This is a genomic window from Pseudomonas sp. B7(2017) (genome assembly GCF_002112745.1).
GTDB classification, from domain to species: domain Bacteria; phylum Pseudomonadota; class Gammaproteobacteria; order Pseudomonadales; family Pseudomonadaceae; genus Aquipseudomonas; species Aquipseudomonas ekonensis.
On record NZ_NEIP01000022.1, the window covers coordinates 38,525 to 65,115 of the forward strand.

Sequence of the window (26,591 nt, forward strand, 5' to 3'; positions counted from 1 at the left end):
CCGACGGCTTTCCGAGTGAGAGCGATAGCCATGTTGGTGTTGTAGCGGGCGAGGCGAGAGGAAAGGGATGGGTTTGCGCGGAAAGCGCTCATGGCCATGCGGCGGTGAGCAAAGGCGCAGTTTGCGGACGGAGTGATGGAGTATTTCATCGGTGTAGCTCCTAACGTTGAGGAGCTGCCACTTTTCGCGGCCAAGCGAGGATGGGTGGCAGCTGTACGCGGGTTGGCCGACCGGGACGTTAGGAGCCCGGCACACCCGAAGGTGTCCCACGCACAGCCGCCATAACACGATTGTGCGGACGCAAAAAAAGCGCCTGCAATCGGATGGTGGGCGCTTGTGCGCCTAACGATACTCGACCGGCCAAGGTCGGTCACGGGATTTACCGAGACCCCTACACCATAACGCCGGCCCTGCATCTGAGCAAGCGAAGCGTTCAACCGAATATCGCTTGGCATGAGCATAGTCATCATGCAGACGCTCCCGCTGGCGGATTGGTGCTGAGGTAGTACAGAGCCATGCCGCCATGCCGCCGACCTTGATCGTCGGTCAGGTTCACACGGTGAGTAAGTATGTTGTGGCCAAGGGCTCGCAGTTCGCAGATGCGAGCGCCAGGGCGAACGATGTTCAACTCACGAACGGCGGTGAATGTGTCAATCGGGCCGGCCTTCAAACGCTCCAAAAGGCGTGCGCGTTGGGCGGTTCCGCTGGTATTCTCAACGGGAGTGTTTTCGCGGCTGGCCTGTTGGTCGGCCATTTTTTTGTCTGTCATTTATGCAGCCTCCCCACGCAGTGCGATGCGCTGGCGAACCCAGGCCTCAACTTCCGCAAGCACAAAACCAATTGGCGAACCGCGCGACTTGCTGTTGCTCAAGGGTACAGGGCGAGGGAAGGTCGGGTCGTCTTTGAGGCGCTTGTAAATGGTGGGGCGGGCGAGGCCGGTGATGGCCTCCAAATCCGGCATCCGAATTAGGGTGATCGATGGGTCAAAGTTCTGCGCGGCTGCGGCAGACATTTGGTACGGTGCGTGAATGGTGTGCATGTTGTGTTTCCCGATACTGGTGTAGACGGGAAACATGGTGATTGCGCAGGGTTACTCTTGGCAGACCCGCCTGCGCGCAGACTGTACAGTTAGCGCGCAAAACGTACAGTCTGCGCGCAGGATGGTAATGCCTCAGTCAGGTCTTCAAACGCTCATGCGCTGTGATCCAACCATAAAGCGTTCTATCGGTAACTCCGTAGTCTTTGTGCATATTTCTGGCAAAAGCTGCTCGGCTACTGAAGTTCGAGCCAGTGGTGTCCCAGCACAATAGAGCGGCTGTTTTGCTTTGGCTCGTCTCTTTGTGTCGAGCATTGGCTGCTAGACTTGCGGCGAGAGAAACCTTTTTCCTCACCAGTTCATCTACCTGCTCGGGGATACTTTTTTCATTGCCCTGCAGGAAAAACTCGATTCTCTTAAGCATTTCGTGTTGGTCTTGATACTGCTCTGCTCTACAAACGACCTCCATGATATCTACCGCATTGTTGGCAATGGAGCTGAGGCGCACCATAGGCAAGTCTTCTTTCAGGACGGGTGGCCACCATTCATCGTCTTGGAATGAAAGCATCGCTTGACCAATGAGCACCAATGCTAAAACGGCGATGTACTCGTAAGGTTTTGCGTCAGGGAAATGTTCGTCGTCAAGGTCGACCCCTTTTAAACTCTCTTCCAGTGCTTCAAGAGGGCTAGTGTTGTCCTCATTCGGAAAATCGAACTCATCGGAAATGATTTCAGGGTTGCGATCGACCAGCTCCCATAGCCCATCTTCTGTCCGTTTTTCGTCGGGGAGATAACGGAGTATCGGCCCATTGTTCTTTATTTGATGAGCAATCCAGGATTCTTTCTCTTCGTAAAAATACTCGCTGGTGAGCCACTCGATAGTTGAGGCGGCCCCTCTGATCTCTAGTTCTGATCGTTTCTCAAGCACGAGTTTGGCGCGCGCTTGCATGCCGCGTAGCCGATATATGGGATCGAGCGGCACCGTGTCCCTAAAAGCATCGAATTCTTTATCTGTATCCACGATAAACGCCTCCCGCGGCGCCCTTTAACGAGAAAGCAGCCAACCGGGCGGATGGGTGTCCGCTGTTCGCCCCGTCGGGCTAGGTTGGCCGAAACGCTATGCATGTCCGGATCACGGCAATCCGGACAGTCGTGATTTCAGTCTATATGTGTCTATGAAAGCAAAGGAAGAGACGCATCAGGCCCTCTTGCCAAAGTCACCTTGTACAACGACCCCGCCTGCGAGGGTGTCGAGATAGTTCGCATACCATTGCATCATCGTCGTGCGCTGCGGCAGGTACTGTGCCTTGTTGTAAACGCCTGCGACGCCGGGCTTCTTGTGCGAAAGCTGGGCCTCGATATGGTTCTCGTCGAAGCCGTGTTCGTTGAGCACCGTCGACGCGATATGCCGAAACCCATGGCCAGTTTGCCGACCTTCGTATCCCATCCGACGCAGTGCCATGAGGAACACCGTGTCGCTGCGCGGCTTGGTGTGGTCGCTCCGGCCCGGGAAGAGAAGGGGATAGCTGCCGGTGTAATGACGCAGTTCCTCCAGCGCGGCGATCGCTTGAGTGGAAAGTGGTACCAAGTGCTCAAGGCCTTTCTTGCGGCCTTTACGTTCGACGGGGATCGTCCAAATCTTCTTGGCTAAATCGAACTCAGACCAGCGTGCCTCGCGCAATTCGCTAGGTCGCACGGCGAAGAGACTCAGCAGTCGCAGGCCGAGGCGCACATCATGGGCATGAGGGTAGGCTGCTATTGCGCGGATCAGGCCTGGCAGTTCCTCCGGCGACACGTGAGCGTAGTTCTCTGCCTTACCTGACTGGAGGTACTTCTGAAGGCCTTCCAGCGGATTATGAGTCGCGCGGCCGGTTACCCTGGCTAAGTCGTAAACGTCTCTGCAGTACGAGCGAACCCGGCTCATCTGCTCGAGTATTCCCTGTTGCTCCATGCCTCGCAGAAACTCCATCCACTCGAGTGGGGTGATCTCTGCGTAGGGTCTCTTACCGAACACGGGGAAAACATGGCGCTCGAAGGCTCCCATGATTCGCTTCGACGTGCCCGCATCCCAGTTGGTGAGTCGTGAGGTGTACCACTCCCTTGCCAGCGGCTCGAATGTTTCGGAGGCAGTGTTCCTTTCCGCTTTCTTGCGAGCCTGCTTTGTGACGATCGGGTTCTTTCCATCAGCAGCGTCGGCGCGCAACACGGCAGCTTTCTGCCTGGCCACTGACCCGCTCACATCGGGATAACCACCCAGCCCGAGCCATGACCATTTCCCGTCAGGCTTCTTGTACCGGAGCTGCCAGGACTTCTGACCGTCAGTTTTGACGCGGAAATAAAGGCTGTTCCCGTCGAGCTCGCGATATTCCTTGGCGTCAGGCTCTAGCCCGGCTAACGCAGTGTCGGAGAGGGGGCGGCGCTTGATCTCTGAACGCTTCATCTGACCTGTATCCCCTCGGTTCAATTATTTGTCGAGGATACACAGTGGGATACAAGGAGGGAAGGTATAGGGGGATACAAGGAGGGATAGCCAGAAACAAGAAAGCCCGCACATGGCGGGCTTCTTGTTTTGATTCAGAGATATCTAGAGACATCTGTGAATCGGTACTTGGTGGCTACACAGGGACTTGAACCCCGGACCCCAGCATTATGAATGCTATGCTCTAACCAACTGAGCTATGTAGCCAAGTGGCGCGCATTATTCACCCGTAATGCAGATGCGTCAAGCGCGAATTCAAAATATTTCTTCTTATTTTCAACCGCTTAACCCGCCAGGCCCGAAAAACGGGGGGAGGAGGGGTCAGCGCAGCTGAAATCTCGCGGTGTTGGCGCTCAGCGCACGGCTGCCTTCGCTCAGGGTGTCGGCCGCCAGATTCACCGCCCGCGCCCCTTCGAGCAGGCGCAGCGCCGCCTGATCGACCTGCTGGATGTTGCCGCTGACCTCATCGGCGGTGCTTGCCTGTTCGTCGACCGCCGTGGCGATCTGCGCCAGGGTGTCCGTGACGCTCTGCACGGCGCTGGCGATCTCGCCCAGGCGTTCGCCCAGGCCGGTGACCGCCTGGGCGTCCGATTGCGCCTGGCCGCAGGCGGCTTCCATCAGGCTCACCGCTTCGTCGACAGTGGTGCGCAGGCTGTCGACCGTCCCCGCGATCTGCGCCGTGGACGACTGCGTGCGCTGCGACAGACTGCGCACCTCGTCGGCCACCACGGCGAAGCCGCGGCCCTGCTCGCCGGCGCGGGCCGCCTCGATGGCGGCGTTGAGCGCCAGCAGGTTGGTCTGTTCGGCCACGCCGCGGATGGTGTCGACCACCAACTGAATCTGCTGCCCCTGTTCGCTGACCCGGCCCAGCGCCGCCGCCGTTTCGTTCAGCCGCTGATTGAGCTGCTGGATGCTCGCGGTGGTGCGCTGGCTGTCGCGGCTGCTGTCGGCGGCGATGCGCCGGGTGTGCTGGGCGCTGCCGGACGCCTGCTCGCAGCTCTGCGCCACGCCCTGGGAGGTGGCGGCCAGTTGGGTGGCCGCTGCGGCGATCTGGCTGATCTGCGATTGCTGCGCCTCGACTTCGCTCAAGGCGCCGCTGGAGTGGTCGTTGAGGCTGCGCACGGCCTGGCTCAACTGCGCAGTCTCGTGATCGACGCCCAGCAGGCTGCCGCGCAGCTGCACCACCGCGACGTTGAGCGCGGTGCTGATCGACGCCAGTTCGTCGCGGCCCTGCACCGCCACTTGCAGGCTCAGGTTGCCGTCGCGCAGGGCTTCGGCGAGCAGGGTGATGCCGCTGGCGCTGCGGCGGATCGAGGCCTGCAGGCAGAGGAACAGGTACAGCGCCAGCAGCAACAGGCAGCCGAACACCGCCGCCACGACGATGAACTGGCGGATGGCCGAGCCGTGGTAGTCGTCCAGCCGCCCGTCCAGCGAGACCAGCGATTGCTGGCGCAGCGTCGCCAGGTTGCCGAGCAGGGCGTCGAGGCTGCGTTCGAAGTCGTCCGGCTTGAGGTTGATGCTGCCGCCGAACACGCCGTCGTCCAGCACCTTGAGGCCGGTGTCGAGCTGCTTGAGGCTGTCGTGGTACTGCGCGGCCCATCCTTGCAGGTCGCTCGGCAGACGCGCCTCCAGCAGGCTGGCGGTCTTCACCAGTTGCTCGCGGGCGTCGCCGATGCGGCTGCGCAGGTCACGCAACTGCAAGCGGCTCTGCAGGGTGAACTGACCGGACACCACCGAGGCCTGCCCGACCGCCGCCAGGCGCCCGACCCGTTCGATCAGGTCCGGCGCATGCTGGGTGGAAATCTGCGTCAGCAGGTAAGTCTCCAGCCACGGCGCCAGGGTCAGGCGGTTGTCCATGGCGATCTGTTCCCGCAATGCCTGAAGGGCGCTGAGGGCGTTGGTGAAGCGGTCGTAGCCGTCCGGCCACCAGCCGACGCTGCCCAGGCTTTTCGAGTCCAGGCCGCCCAGCGCGGTCTGCAGGGCCTGATAGCGGGCCAGGGTTTCGCCGCCGGCGCCTTCAGCCTGCAAGGCATTGCCCAGCTCGGTGGTGGCCTGTGCGACGGCAGGCTGCACGCCATCGAACGCGGCCATCGCAGCGAGGGTGGCGGGCGTCGGCTGGCGGTTGGTTTCCGTGGCGCGCCAGCGGGCGGCGCGGTCGCGTTGGGCGGTGAGCAGGTTGTCCAGCGCGTCGAGGGCCAGCAACTGGCGGACGCCGGCCCGTTCGCCGGCGATGAGGTTGAGCCTGTCGCGGTAGTCCTGGCCGATCATCAACAGGCTGCCGGCCAGCGGCAGGATGAACAGCAGAAACAACAGCTGGAATTTGCGGGCGAAACCAAAGCGCCCCAGCAAACCGATCCCCGGCGATAAAAAAGCCTGCATGCCCCATGACTCCTCTGGACACCGCGCACCATCGGCGTGCGTCGCGGTCGTCGCGACCTCGACCGGTGCCCTGCTAAAAGGCCTCGAAAGTTCACTCTCGCCCGCTCTGTGGGCCGGCTCTGTAGCGAAACTTCCCATTCTCGGTCCCCTTTGTAAGGGGCCGCGTTCAAGGGGACAGACAAGGCAAGATTCAGACCATGGCGTTGAGCTATCACCGTTGCGGCGATGAACGATTAGTTCGTTAGCTGGCTAAGGGGATGGCGCTTGCGCACCGAAAAATGGCACATTGGCGCACCTGCCTGCGTGCACCCATCCGCTGTCCGGAAATTCCCATGGCCATCAGCAACGTCCAGCCCGCCGCTTCGGCGCCGGCGTCTCCCCAAAGCAGCCCACTGGTGATGCGCATCATCGGCGCCGTGGCGCTGGCGCATTTGATCAATGACCTGATCCAGTCGGTGTTGCCGTCGATCTACCCGATGCTCAAGGCCAACTACGGCTTGAGCTTCACTCAGGTCGGCCTGATCACCCTGACCTTCCAGTTGACCGCCTCGCTGCTGCAGCCGTGGGTTGGTTACCACACCGACCGCCATCCGAAACCGTGGCTGCTGCCGGCCGGTTCCGTGTGCACGCTGGTCGGCATCGTGATGATGTCGATGGTCGGCAGCTTCCCGTTGATCCTGCTGGCGGCGGCGCTGATCGGCATCGGCTCTTCGACCTTTCACCCTGAAGCCTCTCGTATCGCACGGCTGGCGTCGGGCGGACGCTTCGGACTGGCGCAGTCCACTTTTCAGGTCGGCGGCAACGCAGGTTCGGCATTCGGTCCGTTGCTGGCGGCTGCGATCATCATTCCCTTTGGCCAAGGCAACGTGGCGTGGTTCGGGCTGTTCGCCGTGTTTGCGCTGTTCGTGCTGTACCGCATCAGCCGCTGGTACGCCGATCACCTGAACCTGTTCAAGCTCAAGGCCGGCCAGGCGGCGACGCACGGATTGTCGAAGGGCAGGGTGACCGGTGCGCTGGTGGTGCTCGGGCTTTTGGTGTTCTCCAAGTATTTCTACATGGCGAGCCTGACCAGTTACTTCACCTTCTACCTGATCGAGAAGTTCGACCTGTCGGTGGCCAGCTCACAGCTGCATCTGTTCCTGTTTCTCGGCGCGGTGGCGGCGGGAACGTTCTTCGGCGGCCCCATCGGCGACAAGATCGGGCGCAAGGCCGTGATCTGGTTCTCGATCCTCGGCGTGGCGCCGTTCACCTTGCTGATGCCCCATGTCGACCTGTTCTGGACCAGCGTCTTGAGCGTGGTGATCGGCTTCATCCTCGCCTCGGCGTTCTCGGCGATCGTGGTGTACGCCCAGGAGCTGGTGCCGGGCAACGTCGGGATGATCGCTGGGGTGTTCTTCGGGCTGATGTTCGGTTTCGGCGGGATCGGCGCGGCGCTGCTGGGGCACCTGGCGGACCTCTACGGCATCGAGCAGGTGTACCTGCTGTGCTCGTTCCTGCCGTTGCTCGGGGTGCTGGCGATCTTCCTGCCGCGCACGAAGAAGGCCTGATTCCGGGCCAGCAGGAATCGCGGGTGTCGGCAGAGTGGGCGGCCGCCACCCATCCTGTGGGAGCTGGCTTGCCAGCGATAGGGCCGGCACTGCTGGCATCTCTGTCGCCTGACCTGCCGCCATCGCTGGCAAGCCTGTTCCCACAGGGTTCTTGGGCTAGCGGCAGGCACAAAAAAGCCGCGTATCGAACGCGGCTTTTTCATGGGCGCTGTGTCTTACACGTTGAAGCGGAAGTGCATCACGTCGCCGTCTTTGACGATGTAGTCCTTGCCTTCCAGGCGCCATTTGCCGGCTTCCTTGGTGCCGGCTTCGCCCTTGTACTGGATGAAGTCGTTGTAGGCGATGACTTCGGCGCGGATGAAGCCTTTCTCGAAGTCGGTGTGGATCACGCCGGCGGCCTGCGGCGCGGTGGCGCCCACGCGTACGGTCCAGGCGCGGACTTCTTCGACACCGGCGGTGAAGTAGGTCTGCAGGTGCAGCATTTCGTAGCCGGCGCGGATCACGCGGTTCAGGCCAGGCTCTTCCAGGCCCAGGGCCTCGAGGAACATGTCCTTCTCTTCGCCGTCGTCCAGCTCGGCGATTTCCGCCTCGATCTTGTTGCACACCGGAACCACCACGGCGCCTTCTTCTTCGGCGATGGCCTTGACCACGTCCAGGTGCGGGTTGTTCTCGAAGCCGTCTTCAGCGACGTTGGCGATGTACATGACCGGTTTGGTGGTCAGCAGGTGGAAGCCCTTGATGATCGCCTTTTCCTCGGCGCTCATGTTCTTCATCAGGCTGCGCGCAGGCTTGCCTTCGGTGAAGTGCGGGATCAGCTGTTCCAGCAGGGCTTTCTGCGCCACGGCGTCCTTGTCACCGCCCTTGGCGTTGCGGGCGACCTTCTGCAGTTGCTTCTCGCAGCTGTCGAGGTCGGCGAAGATCAGTTCCAGGTCGATGATCTCGATGTCGCGTTTCGGATCGACGCTGTTGGAGACGTGGATCACGTTCTCGTCTTCGAAGCAGCGCACCACGTGGGCGATGGCGTCGGTCTCGCGGATGTTGGCCAGGAACTTGTTGCCCAGGCCTTCACCTTTCGATGCGCCGGCCACCAGGCCTGCGATATCGACGAATTCCATGGTGGTCGGCAGGATGCGCTTCGGATTGACGATTTCCGCCAGCGCGTTCAAGCGCGGATCCGGCATCGGCACGATGCCGCTGTTCGGCTCGATGGTGCAGAAGGGGAAGTTCTCGGCCGCGATCCCGGACTTGGTCAGGGCGTTGAACAGGGTGGACTTGCCGACGTTAGGCAGGCCGACGATGCCGCAATTGAATCCCATGGTGTTTCCCCTCGGATAAGAGTCAGGCCTTCTGGCTGTGCAGGTTTTTCATCGCGCGGTTCCATTCTCCGGCGAGGATATCCGGCAGCACGCCGAGGGCGAAGTCGATGCTGGCGTCGAGCTTTTCCTGTTCGGCGCGCGGCGCACGACCCAGGACGAAATTCGACACCATGCTGGCCACGCCCGGGTGGCCGATGCCGAGCCGCAGGCGATGGAACGTGTTCTGATTGCCCAGTTGCGCAATGATGTCGCGCAACCCGTTGTGACCGCCATGGCCGCCGCCCTGCTTGAGCTTGGCGACGCCCGGAGGCAGGTCGAGTTCGTCGTGTGCCACCAGGATCTCTTCGGGCTTGATGCGGAAGAAACCGGCGAGTGCCGCCACGGCCTGGCCGCTGCGGTTCATGTAGGTGGTGGGAATCAGCAGACGAACGTCCTGACCTTGATGCGAATAGCGTGCGGTCAGGCCGAAATACTTGCGGTCGGCCACGAGGCTGACGCCTTGTGCGTGGGCGATGCGCTCAACAAAAAGGGCCCCTGCGTTATGCCGGGTCTGTTCGTATTCGGCGCCTGGATTACCCAGGCCAACGATCAGTTTGATGGCAGTCACGATAGGGGCCCTTCTATGGAGTGGTGGATGTCATCGCCGCAGCTCGTGCATGCGGCGAAAACGGACGAAAGATGCGCATTTACCTGGGATGTAAACTCCGCGTTCTCGCCCGCTTTCTCGCTACGCTTAAGTCCGCGATGTTCCGCCCGCTCCGGCAAGCAGAGTGAAATTACTCTGCTGCGCCTTCTGCAGCTTCTGGAGCAACACGTGGAGCGTGAACGTTGGCGACAGCCAGGTCGTTGCCATGAGCCAGTGCCACGAACTCAACGCCTTTGATGGCCTTGATGTCGGACAGGTGGATGATGGTGCCGACTTCGGCCTTGGCCAGGTCAACTTCGATGAACTCAGGCAGGTCTTTGGCTTCGCACGAAACTTCGATTTCAGCCACGACGTGGGAGATCTCGCCGCCTTTCTTGACTGCGGCTTCTTCGTTGATGAAGTGAACCGGTACTTTGGCGGTCAGTTTCTGGCCGGCAACAACGCGCACGAAGTCAGCGTGCATGATGAACTGCTTGGCTGGGTGACGCTGCAGGGCCTTGACGATGACGTTCTGCTTGGTGCCGTCGACGTTCAGCTCGATCACGTGGCTGAAGGCAGCTTCGTTTTCGAACAGCTTGGTGATTTCCTTGGCCAGGATGGTCAGGGACTGAGCGTCCTTGTTGCCACCGTAGACAACGGCCGGGATGTTGGCGGCGTGACGCAGGCGGCGGCTCGCACCTTTCCCCAGGTCAGTACGCGCTTGTGCGTTCAGGGTGAAATCAGTCATTTCATATCTCCAAAATAGCCATCACCGAGTGGCGTTTGCGACCAGCGCCAAACACGGTATGGGCAAAAAAGCCCCGCCCCGGACAGGAATGCCGGGGCGGGGCGCTTTTCGTCAACAGGACATTTCGAGAAGGGCAGGGCCCTTAACGGAACATCGCGCTGATCGATTCTTCATTGCTGATGCGGCGAACCGCTTCGGCAACCACCGGTGCGATATCCAGTTGACGGATACGCGCACAGGCTTGTGCTGCAGCGGACAGCGGGATGGTGTTGGTCACCACCAGCTCGTCCAGCACGGAATTCTCGATGTTCTCGATGGCCCGGCCCGACAGCACAGGGTGTGTGCAGTAGGCGAAGACCTTGGCTGCGCCGTGCTCTTTCAGGGCCTTGGCCGCATGGCACAGGGTGCCGGCGGTATCGACCATGTCATCGACCAGGATGCAGGTGCGACCTTCGACATCGCCGATGATGTGCATCACTTCGGAGTGATTGGCTTTTTCACGGCGTTTGTCGATGATCCCGAGATCCACGCCCAGGGATTTGGCAACGGCCCGTGCACGCACGACGCCGCCAATGTCCGGGGACACGATCATCAGGTTCTCGAAGCGCTGGTCTTCGATGTCATCCACCAGAACCGGGGAGCCGTAGATGTTATCTACCGGAATATCGAAGAAACCCTGAATCTGGTCAGCGTGCAGGTCAACCGTGAGCACACGGTCGATGCCGACGACGGTGAGCATGTCAGCGACGACTTTCGCGCTGATGGCCACACGTGCGGAACGCGGACGGCGATCCTGACGGGCATAACCAAAGTAAGGGATAACAGCAGTGATACGAGTAGCCGAGGAGCGGCGGAAGGCATCAGCCATCACTACCAGTTCCATCAGGTTATCGTTGGTCGGAGCGCAAGTCGGCTGAATAATGAAGACGTCTTTACCGCGAACGTTTTCATTGATCTCGGCAGTGATTTCGCCGTCGGAAAACTTACCGACAGAAATGTCACCGAGAGGGATATGCAGCTGACGTACGACACGCCGAGCCAGATCGGGGTTAGCGTTCCCCGTAAAGACCATCATCTTGGACACGCGCAGTACCTGAAGGCTGAGGGTATACCTGGATGAGTATAGGAAAATGGCAGGGGCGGCTGGATTCGAACCAACGCATGGCAGGATCAAAACCTGCTGCCTTACCGCTTGGCGACGCCCCTGTATCTGTTGCTGCAAGTGCCGTGCACTTGGTTCCGTTAGAGCAGGCTCTGTAGCTTGCGATGCAACATCGAAACGTTGCTGCCTTTGGCTACAAACCCTGTAAGGGTCTCTGTCAGAAGGGCCGAAACTTTATCAGCTTCAGCTTTGCTTGGGAAGCCCCCAAACACACAACTTCCAGTTCCGGTGAGTTTTGCTTCGGTGAAATTACCTAGCAAATTCAATGCGTTACGTACTTCTGGATAACGCCTTGCAACCACCGGCAAGCAGTCATTTCGACTGTTTCCCTCGGGAACGGGGCGCACTTTAATGGGCGGTGTGTTACGTGTCAACAACGGATCGGAAAAAATTTCTGCCGTACTTACAGAGACTTGCGGAACCAGCACGACGTACCAGGGTTCTGCGGGTTCGACCGGGGTCAGTTTTTCGCCCACGCCTTCGGCGAAGGCGGCATGGCCGCGCACGAACACCGGGACGTCGGCGCCCAGCGACAGGCCGAGGCCGGCCAGGCGGTCTTCGTCCCAGCCCAACTGCCAGAGATGGTTGAGGCCCAGCAGGGTGGTGGCCGCGTTCGAGCTGCCGCCGCCGATGCCGCCGCCCATCGGCAGGATCTTGTCGATCCAGATGTCGATGCCCAGCGTGCAGCCGGACTGCTCCTGGAGTTTCTTCGCCGCGCGCACGATCAGGTTGCTGTCGTGGGGCACGCCGTCGAATTCGGTGTGCAGGCGGATCACGCCGTCGTCGCGCACGGCGAAGGTAATCTCGTCGCCGTAGTCGAGGAACTGAAAGATCGTCTGCAGTTCGTGGTAGCCGTCGTCGCGGCGGCCGAGAATGTGCAGCATCAGATTGAGCTTGGCCGGCGACGGCAGGGTCAGGCGAGGTGCGCTCATGTTCACAGCCCCAGCTTGCGCGGTTGCCAGGTCTTGATGACCAGGGTCACGTCCAGATCGGTGCCGTGCAGCTTGATCCGCTCCGGCAGCCAGAAACCGTTCTGTTCGGCATAGCTCAGGTACTCGACCTGCCAGCCGTCCTGATCCAGGCTGGCCAGGCGGCTGTCGGCGTCGAGGGTCAGGCGGCTCTTGCTGTCCGGCGCCGGCAGGCCGCGCACCCACCAAGCCAGGTTCGACACCGGCAGTTTCCAGCCCAGTTGCTCTTCGAGCAGGGCTTCCGGCGACTGTGCGTCGTAGCGGCCCTGGTTGGCGACCTCCAGCGAAACCTTGCCCGGCCGCCCGGTCAGGCGCGCCGCGCCGCGGCCCAGCGGGCCGGACAGGCGGATGTCATAGTAGTCCTGGCGCTGCAGCCAGAACAACGTGCCGCTGCCGGAGTCCTTCGGCGCGCGGATGCCGATCTTGCCGTCGATCTGCCAGCCGTCGAGCCCGGTCAGTTGCTGCTTGTGCTCGCGCCATTGGGCCGGGTTGCCGTGGCCTTCGACCGATTCACGGGCGCCGAAGCCTGCGCAACCGGCGAGCAGGGCGATGAAGCTGAAAACGATGAGGTGGCGCAAAAACATGGGTTATAGGGTCTCGGATCCGGTCAGGCGCTTGATGGTGCTGCGCAGGATGGTGCTGTCGGGCTGATCCTTGAGGAACTTGCCCCAGATCTGCTTGGCTTCGCGCTGGTTGCCCTTGGTCCACAGCACCTCGCCCAGGTGCGCGGCCACTTCGTGGTCGGGGAAACGCTCCAGCGCCTGGCGCAGGTAGCGCTCGGCTTCGTCGAGGTTGCCCAGGCGGAAGTTGACCCAGCCGAGGCTGTCGAGCACCGCCGGGTCTTCCGGGTTGAGCTGGTGCGCCTGTTCGATCAGGGTCTTGGCTTCGGCGTAGCGGGTGGTGCGGTCGGACAGGGTGTAGCCCAGGGCGTTGAGCGCCATGGCGTTGTCCGGGTCGCGCTTGATGATCAGGCGCAGGTCCTTTTCCATCTGCGCCAGGTCATTGCGCTTTTCCGCCTGCATGGCGCGGGTGTAAAGCAGATTGAGGTCGTCCGGATACTGCTGCAGGGCTTGCTGCAGGGTTTTCCAGGCCTTGTCGCCCTGGTTGTTGGCGGACAAGGTCTCGGCCTCGATCAGGTACAGCTGGATCGCGTAGTCCGGCTGTTCGTCGCGCTGGACGGCCAGTTTGCTCAGGGCTTCGGCGGTCTTGCCGTTGTTCATCAGGATGTCGGCCTGGCGCAGCTGCGCCGGCAGGTAGTCGTTGCCCGGGCCGACCTGGGCGTACTCGATCAGGGCGCCTTGCGGGTCGTTGCGTTCCTCGGCGATGCGGCCCAGGTTCAGGTGCGCCGAATCGACATGGCTTTCCCGGGCGATCAGGTCTTCCAGGTAGCCCTTGGCCTCTTCCCAGGCCTTGGCCTCCAGGCACACCAGCGCCAGTGAATAGCGCAGTTCGTCGTCTTCGGGGTATTGCTGCACGAGGGAGGAGAACTCGGCCTTGGCGTCGTCCATCCGGTCCTGCTCGACCAGCATCCGCGCGTAGGTCAGGCGCAGGCGCTTGTCGTCCGGGTATTTGCGGATGCTCTTCTGCAGCAGCGGCAGGGCCTCGTCGCCGCGGTTCATGCCTTGCAGCAGACGCGCGCGCAGCAGGATCGGGGCGATTTCGCCGTCCTCCGGCGGATTGTCCTCCAGCAGGGTCAGCGCGCCTTTGTTGTCGCCGTCCTGCTGCAGCAGCAAGGCCTTGCCGAAGATCAGCTGGTTGTTGTGCGGGTGACGCTGCAGCAGCCGGTCGAAGCTTTTCATCAGGCCGTTGCGGGTTTCCTGGTCGGTGTCGGCGGCCGACAGCGCCAGGAAGTCGAAATGGGTGTCGCCCTTGCCCTGCAGGACTTTCTCCATGTAGACCATCGAGTCGTCATAGCGCCCGGCCCGCGCCAGCTGCACGGCGGCGGCACGCTGCGCCTCAAGGTCGTCCGGGGCGTTCTTCGCCCAGATCAGGGCGGTGTCGAGGGCCGGCTGGTCCGCGCCCAGGTACTCGGCGATGCGGAACGCCCGCTCGGAGACGCCCGGATCCTGGGTGTTGATGGCCTGGGTCACGTAGTTGTCCAGGGCGATGTCGAACCGGTTGCGCTGGCCGGCGAGTTCGGCGCTCAACAGGCTGAAGACGGTTTCCTCGCTGAACGAGCTGTAGACCTTGGCCTTTTCGGGCGCCGGGGCCGTGTCTTCGACCGGCGGGGTGCCGTCCGTCGAAACGGGGGCCAGGGACTGGCAGCCGCTGAGGAAGGCAATAGCGAGGAACAACGCGGAAGATCTATTCATATGGGGGAAGTGGCGACTAACCTGCGGTCGGATCATCATGACACAAGCCTTCGGCCAAACATAACCGAGTCTCGATTGTGGCCATTATAGGGGCCGGCAATGGAGACAATAGTCGGCGGTAGTTGTTCTGGATCTTTCGAAGTAGGACAATTGCCGGCTTCACGTCACCATCAGCGACCTTGAATGGCCTTCCTCGCACTCGGTATCAACCACAAGACTGCTTCAGTAGACGTCCGCGAGCGCGTGGCCTTTACCCCTGAGCAGCTGGTCGAGGCCCTGCAGCAGCTCTGCCGGCTCACCGACAGCCGCGAAGCGGCGATCCTCTCCACCTGCAACCGCAGCGAACTCTATATAGAACAGGATCACCTGTCGGCGGAGATCGTGCTGCGCTGGTTGGCCGAATACCACCAATTGAGCTTCGACGAGCTGCGCGCCAGCGCCTACGTGCATGAAGACGATGCGGCCGTTCGTCACATGATGCGCGTCGCCTCCGGGCTCGACTCGCTGGTGCTGGGCGAGCCGCAGATCCTGGGCCAGATGAAGTCGGCCTACGCTGTGGCCCGCGAGGCCGGCACCATCGGCCCGCTGCTGGGGCGCCTGTTCCAGGCGACGTTCAATGCCGCCAAGCAGGTGCGCACCGACACCGCCATCGGTGAGAACCCGGTCTCCGTGGCCTTTGCCGCCGTCAGCCTGGCCAAGCAGATCTTCAGCGACCTGCAGCGCAGCCAGGCCTTGCTGATCGGCGCCGGCGAGACCATCACCCTGGTCGCCCGCCACCTGCACGAGCTGGGGGTCAAGCGCATCGTCGTGGCCAACCGCACCCTGGAGCGCGCCAGCCTGCTGGCCGAGCAGTTCGGCGCCCACGCGGTGCTGCTGTCGGACATCCCGGCGGAGCTGGTGCGCAGCGACATCGTCATCAGTTCCACCGCCAGCCAGTTGCCGATCCTGGGCAAGGGCGCGGTGGAAAGCGCGCTGAAGCAGCGCAAGCACAAGCCGATCTTCATGGTCGACATCGCCGTGCCCCGGGACATCGAGCCGGAAGTGGGCGAGCTGGACGACGTCTATCTCTACAGCGTCGACGACCTGCACGAAGTGGTCGCCGAGAACCTCAAGAGCCGCCAGGGCGCTGCCCAGGCCGCCGAGGAGATGGTCTCGGTCGGCGCCGACGATTTCATGGCGCGCCTGCGTGAACTGGCGGCGGTCGACGTGCTCAAGGCCTATCGTCAACAGAGCGAGCGCCTGCGCGACGAAGAGCTGCAGAAGGCCTTGCGCTCGCTGGCCAACGGCGGCAACGCCGAAGACGTGCTGGGCCAGCTGGCCCGGGGCCTGACCAACAAACTCCTGCACGCGCCGAGCGTGCAGTTGAAAAAGCTTTCTGCCGAAGGCCGCGTCGATGCGCTGGCCATGGCCCAGGAACTCTTTGCCCTTGAGGGCTCACCGGATAGCTTTTCGGATAAAAAACCGCAATGAAAGCGTCACTGCTCAATAAGTTGGAGACTCTCCAGGAACGTTTCGAGGAACTGACGGCGCTGCTGGGCGACGCCGAAGTCATTTCCGATCAGGCCAAGTTCCGCACCTATTCGAAGGAATACGCGGAAGTCGAGCCGGTCGTCGAGGCCTACAAGAAGCTGCTCAGCGTGCAAGGCGACCTCGAAGGCGCCCAGGCGCTGCTCAAGGACAGCGACCCGGACCTGCGCGAAATGGCCGTGGAAGAAGTCCGCGAAGCCAAGGAGCGACTGGTGGTTCTTGAGGCCGACCTGCAGCGCATGCTGCTGCCCAAGGATCCGAACGACGGACGCAACGTGTTCCTGGAGATCCGTGCCGGCACCGGCGGCGACGAAGCGGCGATCTTCTCCGGCGACCTGTTCCGCATGTACTCGCGCTATGCCGAGAAGCGCGGCTGGCGCGTGGAGATCCTCTCGGAGAACGAGGGCGAGCACGGCGGCTACAAAGAAGTCATTGCCCGGGTCGAAGGCGACAACGTCTACGGCAAGCTGAAGTTCGAGTCCGGCGCCCACCGCGTGCAGCGCGTGCCGGCCACCGAATCCCAGGGCCGCATCCACACCTCGGCCTGCACCGTGGCGGTGCTGCCGGAGCCGGACGAGCAGGAAGCGATCGAGATCAACCCGGCGGATCTGCGCGTGGACACCTACCGTTCCTCCGGGGCCGGCGGTCAGCACGTGAACAAGACCGACTCGGCGATCCGCATCACCCACTTGCCGACCGGCATTGTGGTCGAATGCCAGGAAGAACGCTCCCAGCACAAGAACCGCGCGCGGGCGATGGCCTGGCTGTCGGCCAAGCTCAACGACCAGCAGACCGCCGCCGCCGCCAGCGCCATCGCCAGCGAGCGCAAGCTGCTGGTGGGTTCCGGCGACCGTTCCGAGCGCATCCGCACCTACAACTTCGCCCAGGGCCGGGTCACCGACCACCGCGTCAACCTGACCCTGTATTCCCTCGACGAGATCCTCGCCGGCGGCGTCGAAGCGGTGATCGAACCCCTGTTGGCCGAATACCAGGCCGACCAGCTCGCAGCGATAGGTGAATAAATGACCATCATCGCCAGCCTGTTGCGCGCCGCCGAACTGCCCGACTCGCCCACTGCGCGCCTGGACGCCGAGCTGCTGCTGGCCGCCGCCCTGGGCAAGCCGCGCAGTTTCCTGCACACCTGGCCCGAGCGCATCGTGCCGAGCGAGGTGGTGCTGGTGTTCACCGAATACCTGCAACGCCGCCGCAGCGGCGAGCCGGTGGCCTACATCCTCGGTCAGCAAGGGTTCTGGAAACTCGACCTGGAAGTGGCGCCGCACACCCTGATCCCGCGCCCGGACACCGAGCTGCTGGTGGAGGCCGCCCTCGAATTGCTGCCGGCGACCCCGGCCAGCGTCCTCGACCTCGGCACCGGCACCGGCGCCATCGCCCTGGCCCTGGCCAGCGAGCGCCCGGCCTGGCAGGTCACCGCCGTGGACCGCGTGCCGGAGGCCGTGGCCCTGGCCGAGCGCAACCGCCAGCGCCTGAACCTGAGCAACGCCAAGGTGCTGAGCAGCCATTGGTTCAGTTCGCTGCAAGGCCAGCGCTTCGGGCTGATCATCAGCAACCCGCCGTACATCCGCGCCGCCGACCCGCACCTGGCCGAAGGCGATGTGCGCTTCGAGCCGGCCAGCGCGCTGGTGGCCGGCGCCGACGGGCTCGACGACCTGCGCCTGATCGTCGCCCAGGCGCCGCAGCATCTGGAGGCCGGTGGCTGGCTGATGCTCGAGCACGGCTATGATCAGGCCGAGGCCGTGCGCGACCTGCTGCTGACCCGCGGTTTCGAAGACGTCCACAGCCGCACCGACCTGGGCGGCCACCAACGGATCAGCCTGGGGCGCCTGCCGTGCTGAATGATCAGGAATTGTTGCGCTACAGCCGGCAGATCCTGCTGCAGCACGTCGACATCGACGGCCAGCTGCGGCTCAAGGACAGCCGGGCATTGATCGTCGGCCTCGGCGGGCTCGGCGCGCCGGTGGCCCTGTATCTGGCGGCGGCGGGTGTCGGCGAGCTGCACCTGGCGGACTTCGACACGGTCGACCTGACCAACCTGCAACGCCAGATCATCCACGACACCGACAGCGTCGGCATGACCAAGGTCGACTCGGCGCTCAAGCGGCTGGGGGCGATCAACCCCGAGATCCGCCTCGTGCCGCACCGCCAGGCCCTGGACGAGGATTCCCTCGCCGCAGCGGTGGCGGCGGTGGATCTGGTGCTCGACTGCTCCGACAACTTCTCCACCCGAGAGGCGGTCAACGCCGCTTGCGTGGCGGCCCGCAAGCCGCTGGTCAGCGGCGCGGCGATCCGCCTCGAAGGACAGCTGTCGGTGTTCGACCCGCGCCGGGCCGAAAGCCCCTGCTACCACTGCCTCTACGGGCACGGCAGCGAAGCCGAACTGACCTGCAGCGAGGCCGGCGTGGTCGGGCCGCTGGTGGGCCTGGTCGGCAGCCTTCAGGCGCTGGAGGCCATGAAGCTGCTGGCGGGGTTCGGCGAACCGCTGGTGGGGCGGCTGCTGTTGATCGATGCGCTGGGTTCGCGGTTCCGTGAGCTGCGGGTCAAGCGCGATCCGGGCTGCAGCGTGTGCGGTGCGCCGCATGCGTGAGGCCCCGGTCGCGGTGTTCGACTCCGGCGTCGGCGGCTTGTCGGTGCTGGCGGAGATCCAGCGTCTGCTGCCCGGCGAATCGATCCTGTACTTCGCCGATTGCGGCCACATTCCCTACGGCGAGAAAACCCCGGAATTCATCCGTCAGCGTTGCGCCCTGATGGCCGCCTTCTTCCGCGAGCAGGGCGCCAAGGCGTTGGTGCTCGCCTGCAACACCGCCACCGTGGCCGCCGTGGCCGACCTGCGGCGGGACTTCCCCGACTGGCCGATCGTCGGCATGGAGCCCGCCGTCAAGCCGGCCGCCGCCGCCACCCGCAGCGGCGTGGTCGGTGTGCTGGCCACCACCGGCACCCTGGCCAGCGCCAAGTTCGCCGCACTGCTCGACCGCTTCGCCACGGACGTGAAGGTCATCACCCAGCCCTGCCCGGGCCTGGTGGAGCTGATCGAAGGCGGCGACCTGCACAGCGACGCGCTGCGCCGGATGCTGCACGGCTACGTCGAGCCACTGCTGGCCGCCGGCTGCGATACGATCATCCTCGGCTGCACCCATTATCCGTTCCTCAAGCCGATGCTCGCGACCTTGCTCCCCGCGGACATCAGCCTCATCGACACCGGCGCCGCCGTGGCCCGGCAACTCCAGCGGCTGTTGGCCGAACGCGGCGCGCTCGCCGAGGGGCCGAGCCGGCCGGCGCGGTTCTGGACCAGCGGCGATCCGCAGGCCTTCAGAACAGTCCTGCCATTGCTGGGGCAAACGTCTGACGATGTGCAAAGCTTGGGTTTGTAAGAAATCTGTGTAATAACCGAAAAATAAGCTGAACTTCAGTTTAAGCGCGGACTTCTATAGCGTTGAGTCACATAACAACCATACGACCGTTCGGAAAAGGATGTTTCAAGTGAAGCGACTATTATGCTTGGCCGCGATTGCGGCTGCACTGATGGGGCACAGTTTTACCGCACAAGCCGCCGGCGTCGAGTTCGGGGTCGGGGCGACCAGCGATTCGACCATGACCTATCGCCTGGGCATGAACTTCGACTGGGACAAGAGTTGGCTGCAGAGCGATGTCGGTCGCCTGACCGGCTACTGGAGCGGCGCCTACACCTATTGGGAAGGCGACAAGACCTCCAGCAACAACAGCCTGTCGTTCTCGCCGGTGTTCGTCTATGAGTTCGCCGGCCAGTCGGTCAAGCCGTATGTCGAGGCGGGGATCGGCGTCGCGGTGTTCTCCAACACCAAGTACGAGGACAACAACATCGGCGGCGCCTTCCAGTTCGAGGATCGCTTCGGTTTCGGCCTGCGCTTCAACGGCGGGCATGAGGTCGGGATCCGCGCGACGCACTACTCCAACGCCGGCCTTGCCAGCAGCAACGACGGGGTAGAGAGCTACTCGCTGCATTACACGATGCCGCTGTAGGTTCCCGAGCACAGCAGCCGATCAGGGGGCGCCGGCGCCGTCAAGGCGCCGGGCCATTCCGTGCAGCAGCGGGAACAGCAGCGCCCACAGCAGGCCGATGCCGATCAGGGTCGGCCATTGCCCATAGGCGAACCCTACGCCGGACAGTTGCCCGCCGGCGCCATACGACAACGCACCGCCCGCCGCGCCGAGCAGGCTCGCCCGCCACCACGGCCGGGCGCTCCATCGCAGGCAATGGCGCAGCGTGGTGCCCAGCAGCGCCCACAGCAGCATCAGCCACAGCGGGATCAGCGGCGACGGATCCGGGAACTCGAACACCCCCGATCCCCGCAGCACGCTGTCCACGGCGGTGCCGACGATCACCACGCAGAGGATCAGCCGGCCTTCCGCCGCCCAGCTGCTGATCCAGCGCAGGTGGATCACCAGCACCGCCAGCGCCAGCAGCAGCCACAGGCTGTTGCCGCCGAGCACGCAGGCCAGCCAGCCGATCTGGAACAGGACGGCGTTGGCCAGGCGTTCAGGCATCGAAGCGTCCCAACAGCGGCGCCGGCATGGCCGCCGGTTTGGCCAGCAGCAACTGGGCGGTGCCGATGGTGCGCTCCAGGAAGCCGCCCTCGCAGTAGCACAGGTAGAACTCCCACATCCGCAGAAAGCCGTCGTCGTAGCCCAGTTCGGCCAGAGGCCCCCGGGCGCGGCGGAAGTTCTCGTGCCACAGGCGCAGCGTGCGGGCGTAGTGCAGGCCGAAGTCTTCCATGTGCAGCAGGTTCATGTCGGTGTCGCGGCTGACGATCTCGAGCATCTTCTGCACGCAGGGCAGGGCGCCGCCGGGAAAGATGTAGCGCTGGATGAAATCCACCCCGCGCCTGGCCTGCTCGTAGCGCTGTTCGCGGATGGTGATCGCCTGCAGCAGCATCAGGCCGTTGCTTTTGAGCAGGTGCGCGCACTGCTTGAAGTAAGTCGGCAGGAAGCGGTGGCCGACCGCCTCGATCATCTCGATCGACACCAGCTTGTCGTACTGCCCTGTGAGGTCGCGGTAGTCCTTGAGCAGCAAGGTCACCCGATCCTGCAGGCCAAGGCGTTCGATGCGCGCGGCGGTGAACGCGTACTGCGCCTTGGACAGCGTCGTGGTGGTCACCCGGCAGCCGTAGCGCTGCGCGGCATACAGCGCCATGCTGCCCCAGCCGGTGCCGATCTCCAGCAGATGGTCGCCGGGCGTGAGCGCGAGCTTCTGGCAGATCCGCTCCAGCTTGTTCAGTTGCGCCTGTTCCAGGCTGTCGTCGGGGTGCAGGAACTGCGCCGCCGAATACATCATGGTCGGATCGAGGAATTGCTCGAACAGGTCGTTGCCCAGGTCGTAGTGGGCGGCGATGTTCCTTTGCGATCCCTTGTGCGTGTTGCGGTTGAGCCAGTGCAGGGTGCGGATGAACGGGCGTCCGAGCAGCGCCATTCCGCGCTCCATGCCGTCGAGCACGTCGAGGTTGCTGACGAACACCCTCACCACGGCCGTCAGGTCGGGCGAGCTCCAGTAACCTTGAATGTAGGCCTCGCCGGAACCGATCGAGCCGTTGGCCGCGACCATGCCCCAGACCGCTGCATCGTGCACGTGGATCTCGCCGGTCGGCCCGCTGCCGGCGGCGCCGAAAGTCTGGTGACGACCGTCCTCGACCAGCACCAGTTGCCCGTGCCTGATCCGCGCCAGCTGGCGCAGCACGCCTCGGCGCAGCAGGGAACCGCTCAGCCCATGGACGCAGAGCAGGCCGGCCCTGGCCGAAACGCTAGGGGACTTCATGGCGGTGTTCCTCGGCAGGGAGGGTGGCCGTGCGCATATGACCGTCGGCGGCGTGATGGGTGAACAGCGGCGCACGCTTGAGCAGCAGGCGCAGGGCCTGCCAGTAGATCGTCACGGCGGTCTTGCCGGTCATCCACGGGAACCGCCGCAGGTGGCGGTGCAGGCTGTGGCGGTCGAGCGTTTCGCGGTGCAGGTCGAGGGTGGCGTCGAACAGCTTGCGGCCGTCCTGCCAGTCGGCCATGTGCACACCGAGGGCCTCGCCGACGGGGCTGAAGCTCATGCGGTACTCAAGGTCCGGCGGCAGGAACGGCGACACATGGAACGCCTTGGCCACCGTGAAATGCCGGTGACTGTCCGGCGGGTCGTCCGACCGGGCCGGCAGCACGTAGTGGTAGCGCTCGCGCCACGGCGTATTGCTGACCTCACAGAGAATCGCCGCCAACCGGCCGCAGGGTTCGTGGCAATAGAAGAAACTCACCGGGTTGAACGCCAGGCCGAAGCTTCGGGGCTGGGTCAGCAAGTGGATCGCGCCTTGAGGCTCATGGCCGATGGCGAGGCCGACCTGGCGGCGCACGGCGTCGCTCAGGCGTTCGCCGGGCTGGGAAAACGCCTTGAGGTAATCGCGCTCGCGGAACGAGAACGGGGCGAAACGGCTGCGCCCCGCCAGCGGCGAGAGCCCGAGCACGGTCTCTTGCTCGGTCAGATCCAAGTACAGCAAGCCGATCCGGTAGCGGAACGCATGGCGGCAGGGGGCGAACCGCCGGTGCGTGATCCAGCCGCTGTACAGGGCGCTGTTCACAGCCGTTCCCCGAACGCGGCCGCCACCCGCAAGGCACTGGCCACGCCGTCTTCATGAAAGCCGTTGGCCCAGTAGGCGCCGCAGTAGTGGGTGTGTTGCCGGCCATCGAGTTCGGTCCAGCGTGCCTGGGCCGCCACCGCCGCCAGGCTGAACTGCGGATGCGCATAGAGGTAGCGGCCGAGGATGCTGGCGGGCGTGATGCCGGCACTCTGGTTGAGGCTGACGCAAAACGTGGTGTCGCTCTGGATGCCCTGCAGGATGTTCATGTCGTAGGTGACCGCCGGCAAGGCATCGCCGGCGCCGCCCAGGCGCACGTTCCAGCTGGCCCGGGCCCGTTTGCGGGTGGGCAGCAGTCGGATGTCGGTGTGCAGCACCACTTCGTTGTCGGCGTAGGGCAGGGCGCCGAGCACTGCCTGTTCGGCGGAACTGGGGCGGTCGAGCAGGCTCAGCGCCTGGTCGCTGTGGCAGGCCAGCACCACTTTGTCGAAGCGTTCGCGGCCGGCGGGGCTGTGGATATCGACGCCGCGCCCGTCGCGGACCACCCGCTCGACCGGGCAGCCCAGGCGGATCCTGTCCCGGAACGCAGCGCTCAGCGGTGCAAGGTAGGCGCTTGAGCCGCCTTCGATCACCTGCCATTGCGGGCGGTCGCTGACGGACAACAAGCCGTGGTTCTCGAAGAACCGCACGAAGAACCGCAACGGAAACCTGAGCATCCCGGCCATGGGCATCGACCAGATCGCCGCCCCCATCGGCACGATGTAATGCAGGATGAAGCGTTCGCCGTAGCCGCCGGCCTTCAGGTAGTCGTCCAGGGTGGTGTCGGCGGCGATCCGTCGTTCGGCCAGGTCGCGCCGGGCGCTCCGGTTGAAGCGCAGGATGTCGCGCAGCATGCCCCAGAACCCCGGCGACAGGAGGTTGCGGCGCTGGGCGAACAGGCTGTCGAGGTTGTTGCCGTTGTATTCGAGGCCGGTGTCCGGGTCGGTCACCGAAAAGCTCATTTCGGTGGGCCGGAAGCGCACGCCCAGTTGCCCGAGGATGTGCATGAAGTTCGGGTACGTCCTGTCGTTGAACACGATGAAGCCGGTGTCCACCGCGTACTCGCGCCCCCCGACCGTCACCTGGGCCGTGTGCGTGTGGCCGCCGATGCGGTCGGCGGCCTCGAACAGGGTGACGTCGTGCCGTCGCGCAAGCAGGTAAGCGCAGGTCAGGCCCGCGATGCCGCTGCCGACGACGGCGATGTTCACGTGGCGTCCTTGAGCGGCGGCGTGCTGCGCACCATGCGCTTGCCGATCGCCAGTTGCGCCCGCGCCGGCAGCTTCGACAGCGGCCACAGCGCCGCCATGAACGGCGCCGGGAACGCGATCTCCAGCGGGCGGTTCCGCAGGCTGGCGAAGATGTGCCGGGCGGCCTTGTCCGCCGGCCAGCTCAACGGCATCGGAAAGTCGTTTTGTGCAGTCAGGGGCGTATCGACGAAGCCCGGGCTGACGACAGTGACTTCGATGCCTTCGTCCGCCAGGTCGATGCGCAGCGATTCGAACAGGTAGCGCAGGCCGGCCTTCGAGGCGCCATAGGCCTCCGCCCTGGGCAGCGGCAGGTAGGTGACCGAGCTGGCCATGCCGACCAGGTGCGGCGCCCTGCCCTTGCGCAGCAGGGGCAGGGCGGCTTCGATGCAGTAACTGGTGGCGAGCAGGTTGGTGCGCACCACGTGTTCGACGATCGAGGCGTCGAACTGATGGGCATCGACGTATTCGCAGGTGCCGGCGTTGAGGATCACCGTGTCCAGCGAGCCCCATTCTCCGGCGATCCGCTCGCCAATTTCCCGCACGGTCTGGCTGTTCGTCAGGTCGCCCGGCACCACCAGCACCTGGCCCGGATAGCGTTGCGCCAACACCTTGAGCGGTGCGGTCTGGCGGGCGCTGACCGCCACATGCGCCCCGGTCTTAAGAATCTCCTCGGCCAATGCCGCACCGATGCCGCTGCTGGCACCGGTCAGCCAATACCGCCGCTGAAGCGTGCGACGATTCATCCCATTCTCCTTTTCAGCCAGGCGATCGCCCGGCCCAATACGGGTAGATGTTCATAAAGTAGCGCCCCGGCATCGAAATAGTCGCGGTGGCGGTAAACCTTGTCGCGCCAGAGCAAGTGCGAGCAGCCGCCGACCCGGATCGGCCGCCCGCGGGCCAGGCGCGGATGGCGGTAGGTCATGACCCAGCGCAGATAGCCCTCGCAGTCGCCGATCTGGTCGAAGCCGTGAAAGTCGAAGCGCAGTTCGCTGACATTGGCATACATTTCGCCGAACAATTCACGCAATTGCGCCAGTCCCTGCACTTCGTGCAGCGGATCGGTGAAATGGATGTCGTCACTGTACAGCTCGCCGAGGCGGTGCAGGTTGTCCTTGTCCAGTTCGGCGAACCGATGGGCGAAGCGGCGCAGGAACTCACTCATGGCCCTCTCCTGTAGACGAACGGGACGGCAGGTTCTTGAAGGCCGCCAACGCCCGTTCCCGTGAGGTGCCCAGGTTGACGATCGGCGCCGGGTAGTCCGCCACGCCGAACAGGCCGCCGATGGCCGCCGGGTTGTGCACGTCCTTTTTGTTCAGCCCGGCCAATTGCGGCAGCCAGTGTTTGATGAACACGCCTTCGCCGTCGAATTTCTCCGACTGGCTCAGCGGATTGAAAATGCGGAAGTAGGGCGCCGCATCGGTGCCGGTCGAGGCGCTCCACTGCCAGCCGCCGTTGTTCGCCGCCAGGTCGCCGTCGATGAGGTGGCGCATGAAGAAGCGCTCGCCCTCGCGCCAGTCGATCAGCAGGTTTTTGGTCAGGAACATCGCCACCACCATGCGCAGGCGGTTGTGCATCCAGCCGGTCTCCAGCAATTGGCGCATGGCCGCGTCGATGATCGGCAGGCCCGTGCGGGCCTGTTGCCAGGCCGCCAGATCCTCTGGTGCATCGCGCCACGGCAGGGCTTCGGTTTCCGGGCGGAAGGCGCGATGGCGGGAAACCCGTGGGTAGCCCACCAGGATGTGCTTGTAGAACTCGCGCCACAGCAGTTCGTTGATCCAGGTGACGGCGCCGGCCTTGCCGCTTTCGAATTCGCCCTGGTTGCTTTGCAGGGCGGCGTGCAGGCATTGGCGCGGCGACAGGACGCCGGCGGCCAAGTACGCGGACAACTGGCTGGTGCCGGGCTTGGCGGGGAAGTCGCGTTCGCTCTGGTAATAGTCGATCTGCGCGTCGGCAAAGGTGTCGAGGCGCCGCTGGGCTTCGGCCTCGCCGGCCGGCCAGAAGGCGCGCAGGGATTGGCTGGGGGGCGTAAACCCCGCGACGGTCTCGGGCACCGGATCGCTGGCGATCGCCAGCGGTGCCTGCTTGCCCGGCGCCTTCACCAATGACGGCACCGAGCGGTGCAGGCGTTCATGGCACACCTTGCGGAACTGGCTGAACACCTGAAAGTAGCCGCCGGTTTTGGTCAGCACACTGCCGGGCTTGAACAGCAATTGGTCGAGATGGCTGGTGAACGTGATGCCTTCGGCATGCAGGGCCTGGGCGACGTCGGCGTCCCGGCGGCTTTCGTGGAGGCCGTACTCCTCGTTCACATGCACGGCCTCGATCCGCAACTGCCGGCACAGGTCGAGCAGCACCTCGGGCGCCCGGTCCCAGCGCGCAGCCGTGCGGATCAGCAGCGGAATGTTCAGTTCGCCCAGGGCCGTGCTCAATTCACGCAGGTTGCGCAGCCAGAAATCGACCTTGCAGGCGGCATCGTCATGGATCTGCCATTGCTCGGGGCTCAACAGGTACACGGCCACGGTCGGCCCCCGGCCGGCGGCTGCGGCGAGGGCGGTGTTGTCGTGTCGGCGCAGGTCGCTGCGCAGCCAGATCAATTGCATGGTGCCT

26 protein-coding genes and 2 tRNA genes are annotated in these 26,591 nt (G+C 63.9%); 7 read left to right on the forward strand and 21 right to left on the reverse strand.

Annotated features, from left to right (window positions below; all coding sequences use genetic code 11):
* Nucleotides 1–466: 466 nt before the first annotated feature.
* The 6 genes from CAG29_RS25950 to CAG29_RS25975 all read right to left on the reverse strand — a co-directional run bounded on the left by CAG29_RS25950 (nucleotide 467) and on the right by CAG29_RS25975 (nucleotide 5,894).
* Nucleotides 467–769, reverse strand: a complete 303-nt coding sequence (locus CAG29_RS25950) for a helix-turn-helix domain-containing protein (protein ID WP_085695351.1) — start codon at nucleotides 767–769, stop codon at nucleotides 467–469.
* Nucleotides 770–1,039 (reverse strand): AlpA family transcriptional regulator, encoded by a 270-nt coding sequence (locus CAG29_RS25955; RefSeq protein WP_085695362.1) that lies wholly within the window; start codon nucleotides 1,037–1,039, stop codon nucleotides 770–772.
* Between the two features lie 136 nt (nucleotides 1,040–1,175).
* Nucleotides 1,176–2,057 (reverse strand): hypothetical protein, encoded by an 882-nt coding sequence (locus CAG29_RS25960; RefSeq protein WP_085695352.1) that lies wholly within the window; start codon nucleotides 2,055–2,057, stop codon nucleotides 1,176–1,178.
* A gap of 177 nt (nucleotides 2,058–2,234) precedes the next feature.
* Entirely contained in the window at nucleotides 2,235–3,476 is a 1,242-nt protein-coding gene (locus CAG29_RS25965) for a tyrosine-type recombinase/integrase (protein WP_085695353.1), read from the reverse strand.
* Nucleotides 3,477–3,645: 169 nt separating this feature from the next.
* A tRNA-Met gene (locus tag CAG29_RS25970) sits at nucleotides 3,646–3,722 on the reverse strand.
* Nucleotides 3,723–3,836: 114 nt separating this feature from the next.
* Complete coding sequence (locus CAG29_RS25975) at nucleotides 3,837–5,894, reverse strand: methyl-accepting chemotaxis protein (RefSeq protein WP_085584697.1); 2,058 nt, start codon at nucleotides 5,892–5,894, stop codon at nucleotides 3,837–3,839.
* A 332-nt stretch (nucleotides 5,895–6,226) separates the two neighbouring features.
* Between CAG29_RS25975 and CAG29_RS25980 the strand changes: the two genes are divergently transcribed.
* Nucleotides 6,227–7,441 carry an MFS transporter gene (locus CAG29_RS25980; protein WP_085629366.1) on the forward strand — a complete coding sequence of 405 codons (1,215 nt, stop codon included), beginning with the start codon at nucleotides 6,227–6,229 and terminating at the stop codon, nucleotides 7,439–7,441.
* 215 nt (nucleotides 7,442–7,656) lie between these two features.
* On the opposite strand, the gene ychF is transcribed toward CAG29_RS25980, so the two are convergent.
* From ychF to CAG29_RS26020, 8 genes are all read right to left on the reverse strand, one after another.
* Nucleotides 7,657–8,757 (reverse strand): redox-regulated ATPase YchF, encoded by a 1,101-nt coding sequence (gene ychF, locus CAG29_RS25985; protein WP_085584701.1) that lies wholly within the window; start codon nucleotides 8,755–8,757, stop codon nucleotides 7,657–7,659.
* A 22-nt stretch (nucleotides 8,758–8,779) separates the two neighbouring features.
* Nucleotides 8,780–9,364 carry an aminoacyl-tRNA hydrolase gene (gene pth, locus CAG29_RS25990; RefSeq protein WP_085584703.1) on the reverse strand — a complete coding sequence of 195 codons (585 nt, stop codon included), beginning with the start codon at nucleotides 9,362–9,364 and terminating at the stop codon, nucleotides 8,780–8,782.
* 169 nt (nucleotides 9,365–9,533) lie between these two features.
* A complete protein-coding gene (locus tag CAG29_RS25995; RefSeq protein ID WP_085584705.1) occupies nucleotides 9,534–10,130 on the reverse strand; it encodes a 50S ribosomal protein L25/general stress protein Ctc in 597 nt (198 codons plus the stop codon).
* 142 nt (nucleotides 10,131–10,272) lie between these two features.
* Nucleotides 10,273–11,214, reverse strand: coding sequence for a ribose-phosphate pyrophosphokinase (locus tag CAG29_RS26000; RefSeq protein ID WP_003171603.1), 942 nt, complete (start codon nucleotides 11,212–11,214; stop codon nucleotides 10,273–10,275).
* A gap of 47 nt (nucleotides 11,215–11,261) precedes the next feature.
* A tRNA-Gln gene (locus CAG29_RS26005) sits at nucleotides 11,262–11,336 on the reverse strand.
* A 36-nt stretch (nucleotides 11,337–11,372) separates the two neighbouring features.
* The gene (gene ispE / locus CAG29_RS26010) at nucleotides 11,373–12,224 is read right to left on the reverse strand and encodes a 4-(cytidine 5'-diphospho)-2-C-methyl-D-erythritol kinase (protein WP_085584707.1); all 852 of its coding nucleotides are present in this window, start codon (nucleotides 12,222–12,224) and stop codon (nucleotides 11,373–11,375) included.
* 2 nt (nucleotides 12,225–12,226) lie between these two features.
* Nucleotides 12,227–12,844: a lipoprotein insertase outer membrane protein LolB gene (lolB, locus tag CAG29_RS26015; protein ID WP_085584709.1), complete on the reverse strand. Its 618-nt coding sequence runs from the start codon at nucleotides 12,842–12,844 to the stop codon at nucleotides 12,227–12,229.
* 3 nt (nucleotides 12,845–12,847) lie between these two features.
* Nucleotides 12,848–14,572: a tetratricopeptide repeat protein gene (locus CAG29_RS26020; RefSeq protein WP_085584711.1), complete on the reverse strand. Its 1,725-nt coding sequence runs from the start codon at nucleotides 14,570–14,572 to the stop codon at nucleotides 12,848–12,850.
* Nucleotides 14,573–14,755: 183 nt separating this feature from the next.
* Here CAG29_RS26020 and hemA point away from each other — a divergent pair, with 183 nt between their 5' ends.
* The 6 genes from hemA (at nucleotide 14,756) to CAG29_RS26050 (ending at nucleotide 20,113) form a co-directional block, all read left to right on the forward strand.
* Nucleotides 14,756–16,042, forward strand: a complete 1,287-nt coding sequence (hemA, locus tag CAG29_RS26025; protein ID WP_085584713.1) for a glutamyl-tRNA reductase — start codon at nucleotides 14,756–14,758, stop codon at nucleotides 16,040–16,042.
* The gene (gene prfA, locus CAG29_RS26030; RefSeq protein WP_085641033.1) at nucleotides 16,039–17,121 is read left to right on the forward strand and encodes a peptide chain release factor 1; all 1,083 of its coding nucleotides are present in this window, start codon (nucleotides 16,039–16,041) and stop codon (nucleotides 17,119–17,121) included. The genes hemA and prfA overlap by 4 nt, the downstream gene beginning before the upstream one ends.
* The gene (prmC, locus tag CAG29_RS26035; RefSeq protein ID WP_085584717.1) at nucleotides 17,122–17,952 is read left to right on the forward strand and encodes a peptide chain release factor N(5)-glutamine methyltransferase; all 831 of its coding nucleotides are present in this window, start codon (nucleotides 17,122–17,124) and stop codon (nucleotides 17,950–17,952) included.
* Nucleotides 17,946–18,701, forward strand: a complete 756-nt coding sequence (locus CAG29_RS26040) for a molybdopterin-synthase adenylyltransferase MoeB (RefSeq protein ID WP_085584719.1) — start codon at nucleotides 17,946–17,948, stop codon at nucleotides 18,699–18,701. Before prmC ends, CAG29_RS26040 begins: the two co-directional genes overlap by 7 nt.
* Entirely contained in the window at nucleotides 18,694–19,485 is a 792-nt protein-coding gene (gene murI / locus CAG29_RS26045) for a glutamate racemase (RefSeq protein ID WP_085584721.1), read from the forward strand. Before CAG29_RS26040 ends, murI begins: the two co-directional genes overlap by 8 nt.
* 109 nt (nucleotides 19,486–19,594) lie before the next feature.
* A complete protein-coding gene (locus CAG29_RS26050) occupies nucleotides 19,595–20,113 on the forward strand; it encodes an acyloxyacyl hydrolase (protein WP_085695354.1) in 519 nt (172 codons plus the stop codon).
* A 21-nt stretch (nucleotides 20,114–20,134) separates the two neighbouring features.
* Here CAG29_RS26050 and CAG29_RS26055 read toward each other — a convergent pair whose 3' ends face one another.
* From CAG29_RS26055 to phrB, 7 genes are read right to left on the reverse strand one after another with little or no spacing between them, the layout of a single operon-like run.
* Nucleotides 20,135–20,638 (reverse strand): DUF2878 domain-containing protein, encoded by a 504-nt coding sequence (locus CAG29_RS26055; protein ID WP_085584725.1) that lies wholly within the window; start codon nucleotides 20,636–20,638, stop codon nucleotides 20,135–20,137.
* Nucleotides 20,631–21,902: a cyclopropane-fatty-acyl-phospholipid synthase family protein gene (locus tag CAG29_RS26060; RefSeq protein ID WP_085695355.1), complete on the reverse strand. Its 1,272-nt coding sequence runs from the start codon at nucleotides 21,900–21,902 to the stop codon at nucleotides 20,631–20,633. The genes CAG29_RS26055 and CAG29_RS26060 overlap by 8 nt, the downstream gene beginning before the upstream one ends.
* Nucleotides 21,889–22,701 (reverse strand): DUF1365 domain-containing protein, encoded by an 813-nt coding sequence (locus CAG29_RS26065; RefSeq protein ID WP_085584729.1) that lies wholly within the window; start codon nucleotides 22,699–22,701, stop codon nucleotides 21,889–21,891. Before CAG29_RS26065 ends, CAG29_RS26060 begins: the two co-directional genes overlap by 14 nt.
* The gene (locus CAG29_RS26070) at nucleotides 22,698–23,945 is read right to left on the reverse strand and encodes an NAD(P)/FAD-dependent oxidoreductase (RefSeq protein ID WP_085629372.1); all 1,248 of its coding nucleotides are present in this window, start codon (nucleotides 23,943–23,945) and stop codon (nucleotides 22,698–22,700) included. The genes CAG29_RS26065 and CAG29_RS26070 overlap by 4 nt, the downstream gene beginning before the upstream one ends.
* Nucleotides 23,942–24,727, reverse strand: a complete 786-nt coding sequence (locus tag CAG29_RS26075; protein ID WP_085695356.1) for an SDR family oxidoreductase — start codon at nucleotides 24,725–24,727, stop codon at nucleotides 23,942–23,944. The genes CAG29_RS26070 and CAG29_RS26075 overlap by 4 nt, the downstream gene beginning before the upstream one ends.
* Nucleotides 24,724–25,146: a nuclear transport factor 2 family protein gene (locus CAG29_RS26080; protein WP_085584735.1), complete on the reverse strand. Its 423-nt coding sequence runs from the start codon at nucleotides 25,144–25,146 to the stop codon at nucleotides 24,724–24,726. Before CAG29_RS26080 ends, CAG29_RS26075 begins: the two co-directional genes overlap by 4 nt.
* A complete protein-coding gene (gene phrB, locus CAG29_RS26085) occupies nucleotides 25,139–26,584 on the reverse strand; it encodes a deoxyribodipyrimidine photo-lyase (RefSeq protein ID WP_085695363.1) in 1,446 nt (481 codons plus the stop codon). The genes CAG29_RS26080 and phrB overlap by 8 nt, the downstream gene beginning before the upstream one ends.
* Nucleotides 26,585–26,591 lie beyond the last annotated feature (7 nt).